At 63.0% G+C, this 14,825-nt stretch carries 15 protein-coding genes; 5 read left to right on the forward strand and 10 right to left on the reverse strand.

The genetic code is table 11. From position 1 onward, the window contains the following. Positions 1-246 precede the first annotated feature (246 nt). From FJ988_RS06765 to rimO, 3 genes are all read left to right on the forward strand, one after another. Entirely contained in the window at positions 247-654 is a 408-nt protein-coding gene (locus tag FJ988_RS06765) for a DUF930 domain-containing protein (protein ID WP_181183441.1), read from the forward strand. A 206-nt stretch (positions 655-860) separates the two neighbouring features. Beyond that, on the forward strand, positions 861-1,520 hold the full coding sequence (locus FJ988_RS06770; protein ID WP_140815973.1) for a TerC family protein: 660 nt from the start codon (positions 861-863) through the stop codon (positions 1,518-1,520). A 140-nt stretch (positions 1,521-1,660) separates the two neighbouring features. Beyond that, entirely contained in the window at positions 1,661-2,974 is a 1,314-nt protein-coding gene (gene rimO / locus FJ988_RS06775; protein ID WP_140815974.1) for a 30S ribosomal protein S12 methylthiotransferase RimO, read from the forward strand. 94 nt (positions 2,975-3,068) lie between these two features. Here the strand turns inward: rimO and FJ988_RS06780 are convergent, their stop codons facing one another. The 9 genes from FJ988_RS06780 to FJ988_RS06820 form a co-directional block, all read right to left on the reverse strand. After that, the gene (locus tag FJ988_RS06780; RefSeq protein ID WP_140815975.1) at positions 3,069-3,515 is read right to left on the reverse strand and encodes a hypothetical protein; all 447 of its coding nucleotides are present in this window, start codon (positions 3,513-3,515) and stop codon (positions 3,069-3,071) included. 318 nt (positions 3,516-3,833) lie between these two features. Then, positions 3,834-4,901, reverse strand: coding sequence for a BMP family ABC transporter substrate-binding protein (locus FJ988_RS06785; RefSeq protein WP_140815976.1), 1,068 nt, complete (start codon positions 4,899-4,901; stop codon positions 3,834-3,836). A gap of 52 nt (positions 4,902-4,953) precedes the next feature. Further along, positions 4,954-5,874 carry an ABC transporter permease gene (locus FJ988_RS06790; RefSeq protein ID WP_140815977.1) on the reverse strand — a complete coding sequence of 307 codons (921 nt, stop codon included), beginning with the start codon at positions 5,872-5,874 and terminating at the stop codon, positions 4,954-4,956. Continuing rightward, positions 5,874-7,004 carry an ABC transporter permease gene (locus FJ988_RS06795; RefSeq protein WP_140815978.1) on the reverse strand — a complete coding sequence of 377 codons (1,131 nt, stop codon included), beginning with the start codon at positions 7,002-7,004 and terminating at the stop codon, positions 5,874-5,876. The genes FJ988_RS06790 and FJ988_RS06795 overlap by 1 nt, the downstream gene beginning before the upstream one ends. Beyond that, a complete protein-coding gene (locus tag FJ988_RS06800) occupies positions 7,001-8,575 on the reverse strand; it encodes an ABC transporter ATP-binding protein (RefSeq protein ID WP_181183442.1) in 1,575 nt (524 codons plus the stop codon). Before FJ988_RS06800 ends, FJ988_RS06795 begins: the two co-directional genes overlap by 4 nt. A 225-nt stretch (positions 8,576-8,800) precedes the next feature. Continuing rightward, the gene (locus tag FJ988_RS06805; protein ID WP_140815980.1) at positions 8,801-9,778 is read right to left on the reverse strand and encodes a quinone oxidoreductase; all 978 of its coding nucleotides are present in this window, start codon (positions 9,776-9,778) and stop codon (positions 8,801-8,803) included. Between the two features lie 89 nt (positions 9,779-9,867). Continuing rightward, positions 9,868-10,629: a phosphatidylcholine synthase gene (gene pcsA, locus FJ988_RS06810; RefSeq protein WP_210242748.1), complete on the reverse strand. Its 762-nt coding sequence runs from the start codon at positions 10,627-10,629 to the stop codon at positions 9,868-9,870. Positions 10,630-10,682: 53 nt separating this feature from the next. Beyond that, positions 10,683-11,297 (reverse strand): DUF1326 domain-containing protein, encoded by a 615-nt coding sequence (locus FJ988_RS06815; RefSeq protein WP_140815982.1) that lies wholly within the window; start codon positions 11,295-11,297, stop codon positions 10,683-10,685. A gap of 13 nt (positions 11,298-11,310) precedes the next feature. Further along, positions 11,311-12,204: a DUF2182 domain-containing protein gene (locus FJ988_RS06820; RefSeq protein ID WP_140815983.1), complete on the reverse strand. Its 894-nt coding sequence runs from the start codon at positions 12,202-12,204 to the stop codon at positions 11,311-11,313. A gap of 92 nt (positions 12,205-12,296) precedes the next feature. On the opposite strand from FJ988_RS06820, the gene FJ988_RS06825 reads away from it, so the two are divergent. Further along, positions 12,297-13,508, forward strand: a complete 1,212-nt coding sequence (locus FJ988_RS06825) for a UbiH/UbiF family hydroxylase (protein ID WP_140815984.1) — start codon at positions 12,297-12,299, stop codon at positions 13,506-13,508. Positions 13,509-13,717: 209 nt separating this feature from the next. Beyond that, positions 13,718-14,041, forward strand: a complete 324-nt coding sequence (gene hspQ, locus FJ988_RS06830; protein ID WP_181183456.1) for a heat shock protein HspQ — start codon at positions 13,718-13,720, stop codon at positions 14,039-14,041. Between the two features lie 79 nt (positions 14,042-14,120). Here hspQ and FJ988_RS06835 read toward each other — a convergent pair whose 3' ends face one another. Continuing rightward, on the reverse strand, positions 14,121-14,744 hold the full coding sequence (locus FJ988_RS06835; RefSeq protein ID WP_407067703.1) for an invasion associated locus B family protein: 624 nt from the start codon (positions 14,742-14,744) through the stop codon (positions 14,121-14,123). Between the last annotated feature and the right edge of the window lie 81 nt (positions 14,745-14,825).

Below are 14,825 nucleotides of genomic sequence, written 5' to 3' on the forward strand. Positions count from 1 at the left end.
GACGGCCGGACGCAGGCTGTCAGAGCTGACTTTTTCTGGGCATATCGCGGCTTTGCAGAAAAGTGCACGAAGCCCAATGGCCTCTGTGCCGATCTGCGCCTTCGTTTGCATTAGCGATTCTGCAAATCGCAGCGAGCAAGAGTTGTGTACCGCCTGTATTGGTTAGTGGACCGAAGCGATCCTGGCGCCTCGGCATGCCGGTCAACGGTTGGTGAAGCAGCGTTTATTTGATTTCTCGGTCAAATTATGCTGCTTGTCGCGCCCATGAAAAAACTATGCCTGATGGTTTTGGCGTCGCTGACGCTTGCCTGGCCGGCCATGGCGATGGACAACGCGTTGCGCGCCGGCCTGATGAAACTCGATCCGGAGACCCGTCTCGAGCAGCGCTGCGACGCCGAGGTGCTCGACCGGATCAGCCACGACGATCACAATTACAAAGCCGATCGCGTCGTGGCCTACGCCTTCGCCACGCCACAGATGAGCGCCGACGCCATCAGGAGCACCGGCGCCGCTTTTCGCAGCAAAGGCCAGTGGTATCGGCTGAAGTTCAAATGCGAGACCGCGCCGGACCACATGCAGGTGCTGCAGTTCCGCTACAAGATCGGCGACGAAATCCCCGAGGCCGACTGGGCAAAATACAATCTCTACGATTGACCGGCGATTTGCGACGAGTTGCGCTCGAATCGACACGTCGGCCCGCAATATTCCTTAGATATCCGGATTCCTTGGATATCCGGGTGAAACAGGCGCCCTGAAAGGGCTGGTCCGGGCCTGTTCTCTTGACGCGCGTGAACCATACACGTTAGGCGTCAGGACAATCGACGATCGAGACTCCGCGAACAGCAAAGGGCCTCCAGCCGATGGATATTTTCAGCGCCGCCAGCCTGACAGCCTTGCTCCAGGTCATCGCCATCGATTTGGTCCTGGCAGGCGACAACGCCATCGTCATCGGGCTGGCGGCCGCCGGCCTGCCCTCCGAGCAGCGCCGGAAGGCCATCGTCATCGGCGTGCTGGCGGCGACGGTGCTGCGCATCTTCTTTGCCGCGATCACCGTCAAGCTGCTGGCCATTGTCGGCCTGCTGCTCGCCGGCGGCATCCTGCTTTTGTGGGTCTGCTGGAAGATGTACCGCGAGCTGCGCACCTCGCATGCCGACGAGCAGGAGGCGACCGAAGCGCTGGCCAATTCCGATCTCGACGGCGATAAGACGGTGGCGACGGGCAAGCCGCGCAAGACGCTTGGCCAGGCGGCGCTGCAGATCGTCGTCGCCGACGTGTCGATGTCGCTGGACAACGTGCTCGCGGTGGCAGGTGCCGCACGCGATCATTTCTGGGTCCTCATCGTCGGGCTGGTTCTGTCGATCGGCCTGATGGGCCTGGCCGCAAGCTTCATCGCCAGGCTGCTGCACCGTTATCGCTGGATCGCCTATGTCGGCCTGGCGATCATCCTCTATGTGGCGATCGATATGGTCTACCGGGGAGCAGTGGAAGTCTGGCCGCACGTCAACAACGCGGTAAGCTGACACCGCCACCCGAGGCGGGTTTCCGGACCCCAACCGGCCAGCCCTCGCATTGCGTTTTGCCGCAGCAGCCGCCTGCCCATACCAATGCCGCAATTAGTGTGGTATTGCGCCGCCGATCCCGAAAAAGCCCGGAATATCTTATGTCTGCCCCTCGCGTCAGTTTCGTCAGTCTTGGTTGCCCGAAAGCGCTCGTCGATTCCGAGCGCATCATCACGCGCCTGCGTGCCGAGGGCTACGAGATCGCGCGCAAGCATGACGGCGCCGATCTCGTCGTCGTCAACACCTGCGGTTTCCTCGATTCCGCGCGCGACGAGTCGCTCAACGCCATAGGCTCCGCGCTGTCGGAAAACGGCCGCGTCATCGTCACCGGCTGTCTTGGCGCCGAACCGGATGTCATCCGCGAGAAGCACCCCAATGTGCTCGCCATCACTGGGCCGCAGGCTTATGAAAGCGTCATGGCCGCGGTTCACGAAGCCGCACCCCCGAGCCACGATCCTTACATCGATCTCCTGCCGCCGCAGGGCGTGAAGCTCACGCCACGCCACTACGCGTATCTGAAGATTTCCGAAGGCTGCAACAACCGCTGCACCTTCTGCATCATTCCCGCACTTCGCGGCGATCTGGTCTCGCGGCCGGCGGCGGATGTGCTGCGCGAGGCAGAAAAACTCGCCAAGGCCGGCGTCAAGGAACTCCTCGTCATCTCGCAGGACACCAGCGCCTACGGCGTCGACATCAAGTACCAGACCTCGATGTTCGGCGACCGCGAGGTGCGGGCGAAGTTCCTCGACCTCGCCGAGGAACTAGGCAAGCTCGGCATCTGGGTGCGCATGCACTACGTCTACCCCTACCCGCATGTCGCCGACGTCATCCCGCTGATGGCCGAGGGCAAGATACTGCCCTATCTCGACATCCCCTTCCAGCACGCCTCGCCGCAGGTGCTGAAGAACATGCGCCGCCCGGCGCATGGCGAAAAGACGCTGGAGCGCATCCGCGGCTGGCGCGAGGTCTGCCCCGATCTGGCCATACGCTCGACCTTCATCGTCGGCTTCCCCGGCGAGACGGAAGACGATTTCCAGATGCTGCTCGACTGGCTGGACGAGGCGAAGATCGACCGCGCCGGCTGCTTCAAATACGAGCCGGTCAAGGGCGCGCGTTCCAACGATCTTGGCCTCGAACAGGTACCGCAAGAGATCAAGGAAGCCCGCTGGCATCGCTTCATGCAGCGCCAGCAGAAGATTTCGGCGACACAGCTCGCCAAGAAGGTCGGCAAGCGCCTGCCGGTGCTGATCGACGAGGCGCACGGCACCTCGGCCAAGGGCCGCACCAAGTACGATGCGCCGGAGATCGACGGCTCGGTACACATCCAGTCGCGCCGCCCGCTGCGCGCCGGCGACATCGTCACCGTCAAGATCGACCGCGCCGACGCCTACGATCTTTACGGTTCCGCGGTTTAGCCTCGACATCTTCGGCAGGGTTAGGACCAAATAGTCGAAAGGGCGCACTATGGCGCCCTCAGACTGTTGTGGCTTATCTGCCTTGGCAGCTCGATCAGAGCTTCACCGCCTCGATTGCGGCCAGGGAACGGTCGATCGCCTGATTGAGGGTGGCATCGAGATTCTTGCCCGCCGACTTGGCCCCGATGACCGACAACCTTGAAGCAAACCCCAGATGGAAGTCCACGAACCAATCGGGGCGCGGCTCGGGTTCCGGCGGAAACGGTCCCCACCACGGCGGCAGCTTCGGGATCTTCGGTCGCGTCGGGCACCAATCGTCGAGATCGCTAGACAGCGCCTTCATATCGAATCCGCCCCGTTCGGCCAGCCAGGCCGAGCGGACGAATTCGTCGGCAACCGCGGCGCCCAGTTCGTGCGGCGGCAGCGGCTGAGGATTGAGCGCCACTTGCGCAAGCAGCCCCTGCGGACCGCGCGGAATGACGTCATAAATGGCGGGGATGCGTTTTCCGATAATTGCTAAAAGTTTTTTATTCAATTGCATAAAACCCCCTTCTGCGGACGCTCGTCACGTCGGCCAATTTCGCCTGATTTACCTGATCAGATTGGAAGTAAAAGGTATTATTGTATGTGAAAGCGATCACGGAGACGGCAAAGAATACTAGAAATGTCTCACAGAGGCGCAGATTATGGAAAATATGAAATGAATTTATCTTAAAATCCGGCACCAAGACCTGAATACTTAATTAGCAAGCGGATAGCCGGCTCAGCTTTTCCTTTGGCGAGAAATCTTGCCGATCGATTATACAAACGAAAGAGGGCGCCGCGAGGCGCCCTCTCCGCTTCGAAACCTCGCCGCCACTTACTGCGGCAGCTTGTCGTCGACGCCCTTGACGTAGAAATTCATGCCAAGCAGCGTGCCGTCGTCGGCAACCTCGCCGTCCTTCAGCCAGGGCGAGCCGTCCTGCTTGGAGACCGGTCCGGTGAAGGGGTTCCAGCCGCCGGCGATCTTCTTCTCGGTGGCTTCCGCCATCGCCTTCACGTCGTCGGGCATGTTGGTGAAAGGCGCGAGCTTGACGGCGCCATCCTTGATGCCGAGCCACACATTGTCAGGCTTCCAGGTGCCGTCGAGCGCGGCCTGGACGCGGCTGATGTAATAGGGCCCCCACTCGTCGGTGAGCGAGGTGAGCTGCGCGTTCGGCGCGAACTTGATCATGTCCGACGACTGGCCGAAGCCGTGCAGCTTGCGCTCTTCGGCGACCTGCAGGGCGGCGGTGGAATCGGTGTGCTGGACGATGATGTCGGCGCCCTGATCGAACAGCGCCTTGGCGGCGTCGGCTTCCTTGCCCGGATCGAACCAGGAGTTCACCCACACGATCTTGACCTTGAAGTCGGGATTGACCGACTGCGCGCCGAGCATGAAGGAGTTGATGCCCATCACCACTTCCGGGATCGGGAAAGAAACGATGTAGCCGGCAAGGCCCTTCTTCGATTCCTTGGCCGCGATCTGGCCGAGCACGTAGCGGCCCTCATAGAAGCGGGCATTGTAGATGCCGAGATTGTCGCCGGTCTTGAAGCCGGTCGCGTGCTCGAACATCACCTTGGGGAATTTCTTGGCGACCTTCACCTCGGCGTCCATGAAGCCGAAGGACGTGCCGAAGATGATCTTGCACTTCTCGCGCGCCAGGCGCTCGAAGGCACGGTCGGCGTCAGGGCCTTCCGACACGTTTTCGAGATAGGCGGTCTCGACCTTGTCGCCGAGCGCCTTCTCGACTTCGAGCCGGCCCTGGTCGTGCTGGTAGGAATAGCCGAAGTCGCCGATCGGACCCGTGTAGACCCAGCAGGCCTTTAGCTTGTCGGCCGCCTGGGCGGTTGCCGCCAGCGACAGGGCCGCGGCCGTGGTCATCAGCGCAATAAGCAGTTTTTTCATTGTGTTACCTCTCTGAGTTTAAGCCTTGGAGCTTCCCGTCTTTTTCTTGTTGTCAACGATCCGGAACGAATGGCTGCCCCAAGGAAGCCGGCGTGTTCATCATCGTCAGACGCTTGTTGCGCGAGATTAGAACGAGAACCACAACGGTTGCCAGATAGGGAAGCGAAGAAAGAAACTGCGAGGGCACCGGAATGCCAAAAGCCTGTGCATGAAGCTGGCCGATCCAGACCGCGCCGAAGATATAGGCGCCGGCCAGCACCCGCCACGGACGCCAGGAGGCGAACACCACCAGCGCCAGCGCGATCCAGCCGCGGCCCGCACTCATGTTCTCCACCCATTGCGGCGTATAGACCAGCGACAGATGCCCGCCGGCGAGGCCGGCGCAGGCGCCGCCGAAGATCACGGCGAGATAGCGGTAGCGGATCACCTTGATGCCAAGAGCATGCGCCGATGTGTGGCTGTCTCCGATCGAGCGAAGCGTCAGGCCCGTGCGCGTCTTGAACAGGAACCACATCACCGCCGCGGTCAGCGCGATCGAGATGTAGAAGACCGGATCCTGGCCGAAGATCAGCTTGCCGACCACAGGAATGTCGGTGAGGACCGGGATATCGAGATTGGGCAGCCTGACGCCAGGTTGGCCGACGAAGCTGGTGCCGATCATGCCGGAGAGGCCGAGGCCGAGCAGCGTCAGCGACAGACCCGTCGCCACCTGGTTGGTGGCTAAAGACAGTGTCATGACGGCGAAGAGCAGCGAGAACAGCGCCCCGACGACGATTGCCGCGAGCAGCCCGATCCAGGGCGATCCGGTAAGATAGCCGGCGCCGAAGCCGCCGACGGCGCCCATGATCATCATGCCCTCGACGCCGAGGTTGAGCACGCCGGAGCGCTCGACAACCAGCTCGCCGATCGCCGCGATCAGAAGCGGCGTCGCTGCGGTCGCGATGGTCAAAAGGATGTTGATGGTGATGTCCATCAGCGAGCCTCCTCGAGCTTGGGCGCCGCGTCGAGCTTGGCCGCGCCGTTCGGTTTCGTCAGCGCCAGGCCGATCAAGCGGATGCGGTAGTGGATGAGCGTGTCGCAGCCGAGCACGAAGAACAAGAGCATGCCCTGGAAGACGCGCGCCACTTTGTCGGAGATGCCGAGCGCGCTCTGCACCGCTTCGCCGCCGAGATAGGTCAGCGCCAGCACCAACCCCGCCGCGACGATGCCGAGCGGATTGAGGCGGCCGAGGAAGGCGACGATGATGGCGGTGAAGCCGTAGCCGGGCGAAATCACCGGCTGAAGCTGACCGATGGCGCCGGAGACTTCCGAGATGCCCGCCAAACCGGCCAGCGCGCCGGACAGCAGGAAGCAGAAGAACACCATCTTGTTGAAGCCAAAGCCGGCGAAGCGCCCTGCCCTTGGGCTTGAGCCCAGCACGCGCACCTCGAACCCCTTCAGCATGCGGCTCATCATCAGCCAGATCGCCACCGCGGCGACGAGCGCAAAGACGAAGCCCCAATTGGCGCGGCCGTCATCGGGCATCAGCTGAGGCAGCACGGCCCAGTCGCCGAACTGGATGGTCTGCGGGAAACCGTGGCCTTGCGGATCGCGCCAGGGTCCGCGCACCATCCAGTCCAGGAAGAGCTGCGCGACATAGACCAGCATCAGGCTGGTCAGGATCTCGTTGGTGCTGAAGCGGGTCTTGAGCAGTGCCGGGATGGATGCGTAGAGCGCGCCGCCCAGCATGCCGAGCAAAAGCATCAGCGGCAACACCAGCGGCCCCTCGAAGCCAGGGAACATCACCGGAATGATCGAGCCGAAGATGGCGCCGAAAACGAACTGGCCCTCGGCGCCGATGTTCCAGATATTGGCCTTGTAGCAGACCGACAGGCCGACGGCGATCAGGATGAGCGGAGCCGCCTTGATCGCCAGTTCATGCAACTGCCAGAGCTGGCTGATCGGCTCGACGAAGTAGATTTCGAAGGCGCTGAACGGATTGACGCCGAGCAAGGCGAACATGATGCCGCCGGCAACGATAGTCAGCGCGAAGGCGATGAAGGGCGACAGCACCGAAAACAGCGCCGAGCGCTGCGGGCGTTTGACCAGTTCGATGCGCATCATGCCACCTCCATTCTGTGTTCGGCGTGGCCGGGCTCGGCGCCGCCCATCAGCAGGCCGATCTTTTCGAACGTCGCCTCGGCGATCGGCAGCGGCTGGGACAACTCACCATTGTGCATGACCGCGATCGCGTCGGAGAGCTCGAACAATTCGTCGAGATCCTGGCTGATGACCAGCACCGCCGAGCCGCTGCGCGCCAGCTCGATCAGCGCCTGGCGGATATGCGCGGCCGCGCCAGCATCGACGCCCCAGGTCGGCTGGTTGACGACCATGACGCTCGGCCTGCGGTCGAGCTCGCGGCCGACGATGAATTTCTGCAGATTGCCGCCGGAAAGTGCGGCGGCCTCGGGATCGGGCGCGCTCTTGCGCACATCCATCGCGGTAATGATGCGCTGCGCGGCGCTATAGACGGAAGCGTTCTTGACCATGCCGCCTGAGACGAAAGCCTTGCCGTCGGTGGCGTGGCGCGACAGCAAAAGGTTTTCCGAAAGCTTCATGCGCGGCGCCGCGCCATGGCCGAGGCGTTCCTCCGGCACGAAGGCGGCGCCCATCAGCCGCCGTCCGGTGATCGAGAGCGCACCGGCGTCCTTGCCGCGGATGCGGACCGAGCCGGCATCCTGCTGCAGCACTTCGCCGGAAACGGATTCGAAGAACTCGCCCTGGCCATTGCCGGCGACGCCGGCGATGCCGATCACTTCGCCGGCGCGCACGGCGAGGCTGATGTTCTTGAGCGGAATGGCGAAGGGGGTTGCCGGCTTGCGGGTCAGCCCGCGGATCTCGAGCAGCGCCGGCGCGGTCTCGATGCCTTCGGCCGGTGCACGCACCACGGCTTTGACCTCATTGCCGACCATCATGCGGGCGAGCGAGGCCGCCGTCTCCTGGCGCGGGTTGCAATGGCCGACCACCTTGCCGTGACGCAGCACCGTGGCGCGGTCGCAGATGCGTTTGACCTCTTCCAGCCGGTGCGAGATGTAGAGGATCGACTTGCCTTCCGCGCGCAGCCGCTCCAGCGTCTCGAACAGCTTGTCGGCTTCCTGCGGCGTCAGCACAGAAGTCGGCTCGTCGAGGATGATGAGCTGTGGCGTCTGCAACAGGCAGCGGATGATCTCGATGCGCTGGCGCTCGCCGACCGACAGGTCGCCGACCAGAGATTCCGGATCGAGCGGCAGGCCGTAGCTATAGGAAAGCGCCCTCGCCTTCGCCGCGATCGTGCCGATCGGCGAGCCGTCATTCAACGACAGCGCGATGTTCTCGGCTGCGGTGAGCGCCTCGAACAGCGAGAAATGCTGGAACACCATGCCGATGCCGAGCTTCTTCGCCACGCCCGGGCTGGTGATCTTGACCGGCTTGCCGTCCCAGAAAATCTCGCCCGAGTTCGGCTCCAGCGACCCGAACAGCATCTTGACCAGCGTCGACTTGCCGGCGCCGTTCTCACCGAGCAACGCGTGGATCTCGCCCTTGGCGATGTTGAGATCGACATGGTTGCACGCCGTCAGCGTGCCAAAAATCTTGGTAAGGCCGCGAACCTCCAGCAGGTTCGCCCCGTCATGATTTGCACTCACAGTGCCTCCCATCCGGCTTACCGGATATGTTCTGTGTTCCCGAAAGCATGGTATGCGCGGCCGGCTCCCATCGGAAAGCAGCACCCAACTTGAAAGAGCTTCAAGAATTTCAGCGGAAACTCAAGGGCTAAGATAGGCCCGTCGAGAACATCGGCAAATCGACGGTGCTTTTCAGGTGAGCCGTGCCCGAAGGCACGGCAAGTCGCTGAAAAACAAGGCAGCCGGCTTATAGAATGCTCATGGAATAAGGACAGTCGTTCCTGTCGTCTTGCGCGCCTCGAGATCGGCTTGCGCCTTCGCCGCGTCCTTCAGCGCATAGCGCTGGTTGATCTTGATCTCGACCGCGCCGCTCAGGACCACGTCGAAGAGCGCATTCGCAGATGCCACCATGTCCTCGCGCCTGGCGTTGTAGACGAAGAGCGTCGGTCGCGTCGCGTAGAGCGATCCTTTCTGCGCCAGGATCGACATCGAGAAAGGCGGGATGGGCCCGGAAGACTGGCCGAAGCTGGCGAACAGGCCGAGCGGCCGCAGGCAGTCGAGCGAGGCGGGAAACGTATCGGCGCCGACGGAATCGTAGACGACATCGCATTTCCTGCCGCCGGTAAGCGCTGCGACTGCCGCGACGAAATCCTGTTCCTTGTAGTTGATGACATGGTCGAAGCCATGCGCCCTGGCGAGCTCGATCTTGTCGTTGGAGCTCGCGGTGCCGATCACCGTGGCGCCGAGATGCTTGGCCCATTGGCCAAGGATGAGGCCGACGCCGCCGGCCGCCGCATGATAGAGGATCGTGTCGCCTGCTTTCACCGGATAGGTGCGGCGCAACAGATATTCGGCTGTCATGCCTTTCAGCATCATCGCCGCCGCCTGTTCGTCGCCGATACCGTCCGGCAGCTTGACCACGCGGTCGGCGGCGATGACCCGCTGCTCGGCATAGGCGCCGACATTGACCGCATAGGCGATACGATCGCCGGGCTTCAGCCAGTCGACACCGGAGCCGAGCGCCAGCACGACACCGGCCGCCTCGCCGCCCGGGATCAGCGGGAAGCCGCCGGGCGGCGGATAAAGCCCGGTGCGGTGATAGACGTCGATGAAGTTGAGGCCGATCGCCGTGTGCCGGATCAGGATCTGGCCGGCGCCGGGCTGTCCGGGATCGGCGTCCTCATAGGTCAGGACTTCGGGGCCGCCATGGGCGTGGATACGGATTGCCTTGGACATCGCTCAACTCTTTCGGGGACAGTGATGGGGCGCAGAGCATGATCCCGAAAAACGGGTCGGAAAAGATGCTGCTGCACAAAAGGGCTGGGTCAGGACTTCTTGGCGCCGAGCTTGGGAAACATCTGCATGACGCCGCCGATGCAGGCGAGGTAGAGACCGGCGATGGTGATCCCTATCTTGGTGAAGTCGCTGACCTGTTCGCCCAGAACGCCGATCTTGTCATAGAAGGCCGCGAGCGCCGCCTGCGCCAGCGCCAGCGCGCCGAAGGCGCACCAGAGCAGCGTCATACCGAGATTGATCGGCCTCAGCCGCACCACTCGCACCGGATGGATGAAATTGATTGGCAGGAAGGTGAGGATGCCGGCGACCACGACCACGGCGAAAGACACCCACTGCCCCGGCTCGATGACAAACAGTGTGAACACCACCATGTTCCAGACCACGGGGAACCCCTTGAAGAAATTCTCCTTCGTCTTCATGCCGGTGTCGGCATAGTAGATCGCGCTGGAGACGACGATGATCGCCGCCGACAGGAAGGACAGGTTCTCGCCCATGAAGCCGCGCTGATAGAGCGCGAAGGCCGGGATCAGCACATAGGTGACATAGTCGATGATGTTGTCGAGGAGCTCGCCCGACCATGTCGGCAGGATTTCCTTGACCTCGAGCTTGCGGGCGATCGGACCGTCGATGCCGTCGACGAAGAGCGCCAGGCCAAGCCACCAGAACATCGCCGTCCAGCGCTCCTCGCTTGCCGCGACAAGCGACAGAAAAGCGAGAAACGAGCCCGATGCGGTGAGCAGGTGAACGGAAAAAGCGCGGGCCTGCGGCCACGTCACCTTCTTCTTCGGCAACGGAAGCCGCTCCGCGATCTTCTTGGCCGCTTTTCGGGCCGCTGTGTTCTTGCTCACGGTCCCCGCCAGTCCAGCTTGCAGATCTCGGCCGAGCGGCCGGCGAAATTCCAGTTGCGGCCGAAGGCCCGCATCTTGCTCTTGTCGGACTTCGCCACGATGATTTCAGGCGCGATCCAGTATTCGGAATTGGTGATCACCGTATCCTTGTCTCGGTCCTTGCCCGGTATGGGCGTCACCGCGCCGTCGATGATTTTCGGGATCTGGAAGATGCGTGTCTTGTCGCGCGTCTCATAGGTGATCGGCACCTGCTCGACGCCGAGGAACTTTCCGACCAGGATCGACAAAAGCGCGGTCGTGCCGCCGGCCTTGCCGGTGAAGATCTTGGTCAGCGCTTTCACTGCATAGACCGACGCGCGCTTGTCGATGAACAGGCCCGCGCTCCAATTGCCGCGGCTCATATAGCCCGGGATTTCCATGACCAGGCCTAGATTGAGGCCGGAGAGGTCGACCTCGCCGAAATGGCCGGCATCGATGCGGAAACCCGCCCAGGTCTGGCAGTAGCCCTCGGTCGGCGGATGGCTGCCGAGCGACAGCACGCAAGGGCAGAAAACCGTGCAATTGCAGGAGAGTACCAGCTCTCCTTTCATCGCCCAGCTTTGTTCGGTCATCCGATTTTCCCCCTCACGCAGAACCTAATAGCAGGGCGGCTGCCCACACAAGCAGTATCGCACCGGCCACCCGGCTGGCCACCCTGCCCGCAGTCTGTTTTTCGATCAGGGTGAAGACGCCGATCAGCGCCATCCAGAAGACGTTCATGGCCCCGACGGCAAACATCACCAGCATCAGCGCCCAGCAGCAGCCGAGGCACCAGGCGCCCTGCTCGGTCCCCAGGCGGAAGATGCGCCACGGTTTGGTGCTCCAATTGGCGAACAGGATCGAGAACGGGTTCCTGCATTTCTCCAGACAGGCCTGCTTCAAGCCGCTGAACTGATAGAGGCCGGCGACGAGCAAGGCGACGCCGCCGGCCAGCCCGACGACCGGATCGAGCATCTGCCCCGAGCCGGCAACGGCGTAGATCGCCAGCGTCAGCCCGGCGAACAGCGCCGAAGCGGCGAGCCATGTCGCAAGATATCCGGCGACCAGCACCAGCGGATGGACCACCGGTTCTCCCTTGATCCTGGCCGTATCTGCAATCTCGCAATAGGTGCGGATCATCGGCGCCGCGGAAGGCAGCATCGCGGCAACCGCCATCAGGAACCACATCGCGACCAGCGCCAGCGCTTTCGCACCGACCGAGCCGGCAAGCGGCGCCGGCGCGAGGCACAGGCTGAAGAATTGCGAGAGAAAGCCCGGCAGAGGCAACTGCGGCAGGTATCGCAGCAGCCAGTCGCCCGCCGCGTATCCAGCAATACGGGTTTCGGCGCCGCGGATGGCCATTGCCAGGAGGATGAACCAGGACAGCGCGATGCCCGCTGCGATCGTCAGCGTCACCGTCAGCAGCGGGCTGCGCGCCACTTCCGCCGCCGCGCGGCCGGCGCGGTCGAGATGGCTGAAATCGTGCTGCTCGCCGGTCATACAAAATCGAATGGGCTGAATCGCCGCGTTGATCAAGCCGGCTGCTCCGACCTATCCTGCCACAGGATCACCTCTAATCGCGGAAACCTGGCATGCAGCAGAACGACAATGCCCGGATCCTGGTTGCCGGCAGCGGCCCGGCGGGACTTATCGCCGCGCTCGGCTTTGCCGAGGCGGGCTTTGCCGTCACGCTGGTCGGCCCGGAGGCCGCGACCGGCGACGGCCGCACCACCGCGCTGATGAATCCGGCGCTGAAGGTGTTGGACAGGCTTGGCGTGCTTGGCGGGCTTCGCTCCCAGGCAGCAGCGCTCAAGGTCATGCGCATCGTCGACGCCACCCGCCGCCTGATCCGCAGCCCGACCGTCACCTTCCGCGCCAACGAGATCGGCGAAGAACAGTTCGGGCTCAATCTGCCCAACAGGATGCTGATCCCGGTGCTCGCCGAAGCCGTTGCCGGCCATGCCGGCATCGAGTGGCGCAAATCGATGGTCGAGACGTGGCGGCTTGACGACGACCGGGCGCATGCCGCGCTTGCCGATGGCAGCGAGCTTTCCGCTTCGCTGGCCGTTGCCGCCGACGGTCGCGCCTCGCCGGCGCGCGAAGCCGCCGGCATCAAGGCTTCCGCCCGGCCCTACAACCAGTCGGCGCTTGTGCTGAATTTCAGCCATCGCAGCGACCACGGCTTTGTCTCGACCGAATTCCACACCGAGACCGGGCCATTCACGCAGGTTCCGCTGCCCGGCAGGCGCTCGAGCCTTGTCTGGGTGGCCGAGCCGGAAACCGTGCAAGAGCTTGCAGCCCTTGACGACGCGAGCCTATCGGCGCGGGTCGAGGATAAGATGCAGTCGATGCTCGGCCGCGTAGCGGTCGAGCCCGGCCGTCAGATCTATCCATTGTCGGCGGCCTCGCCCGGGCGTTTCGCGCAGAACCGCGTGGCGCTTGTCGGGGAGGCGGCGCATGTGTTCCCGCCGATCGGCGCGCAGGGCCTGAACCTCGGCATCAGGGATATCGACGATCTCGTTGGAATCGCCAGCGAAAATCGCGACGATCCCGGCTCGCGCAGGAGCCTCGCCGCCTATGACACCAGGCGCCGGCCCGACATTTGGGCGCGCAGCGGCGCGGTGAACCTGCTCAACATGTCGCTGCTGTCGGACATGTTGCCGGCTCAGCTCGCGCGCAGCGCCGGCCTCAATGCACTTGGCAGCTTCGCACCGCTGCGGGCTTTCTTCATGCGCGAGGGGCTGCGGCCCGGCAGCGGGTTCCGTGCGCTCGCCGGCGGCCTGCGCAAACAGGCCGGGCAATAGGCGTTCGCCGGCGAAACCATCGCCGCCATTGGCTCGTAGCTTGATGGTGCCGGGGCGCCGAGGCATTGATTTGCAACGATGTCTGCGCCAAATAGGCACCAAGCCGAAGGTCGAGGTCGATTTTTGGCCGCGTGACGTGTAAATTCAAGACCTTAGGCGCCGTCGTGCGCAGCCACTGAAGGCGCCTTGGGAGCTAAGTGGTGAGTGCGATGAAAACGGCCAAGTTCTCGATCGGGCAAGTGGTTCGCCACCGGCTGTTTCCGTTCCGCGGCGTAATCTTCGACGTCGATCCGGAATTCGCCAACACCGAGGAATGGTACGAGGCGATCCCCGTAGACGTGCGCCCGCGCAAGGATCAGCCTTTCTACCACCTTCTCGCCGAAAACTCGGAGACCGAGTACATCGCTTATGTCTCCGAGCAGAACCTGCTCGAGGATCGCTCCGGCGAGCCGGTCCGGCATCCGCAGATCGGCGAGATGTTCGACAAGCTGCCGGACGGCCGTTACGAGCCCAAGCGCCATTCGAAACACTGAGATTGCCGGAGCAATTCCGGACAACAAAAAAGCGGGACGATTGCCCCGCTTTTTTGTCATCCTGTGAAGGCTTTCGCGATCAGTTCGCGGTCTTGGCCTTGTCCTGCTCGTCCTTGAGCTTCTTGGCGAAGTCCTGGTTGTTCTTGGCCACGAAGTCCTTCAGCTTTTTCTGCCGGTCGTCGAGGTCGGGCTGCTGCAGCGGCGGGCCGTCATAGGCGCCGCTGAAGCCCGTCAGCGCAACCTTGATCGGGTTCGGCTGGTTCTGGAAGTTGATCGAGGTGAGCGTGATCTGCTGCCCCTTCTTGAAGGAGCCCACGAGCTGATCGGTGAGCGGCACTTCGGCCACGCAACGGTCCGGGAAGCAGACGACATATTCGAGCTTCTGCGCCTTGCCGGCGTCGATCTGCAGGCCGATGCCGGCGCCGATGATGCGGCCCGTCGGCACGGTCACCTGGAACACCTTGCGGTTCACCTTGCCCTTGATCTCGATCAGGCCAACGCTGGTGACGAGCTGTCCGTTGTCGGCCGTGACGTTGTTCTGCACATTGCAGATGTCGACGTCTTCCTGCTTGGCACAGACCTTGTACCAGCCTTGCGGCGGCTGTTGCTGTTGCTGCTGCGCCGAGGCGGTGAAAAGCCCGGCGCCCAGGACGCCGACCACGCCTGCGGCCAGCACCGAAAGGCGATACGCGTTGCTCGTCATATGGTGCACTTTCCTCTCAAAAGATCCCGGGGACCGGCTTATTCGTGCCGTGTGGTCCAGCTACCTGTTGCCGAAATGAGG

The organism is Mesorhizobium sp. CU3 (assembly GCF_006442965.1).
Classification (GTDB): domain Bacteria; phylum Pseudomonadota; class Alphaproteobacteria; order Rhizobiales; family Rhizobiaceae; genus Mesorhizobium.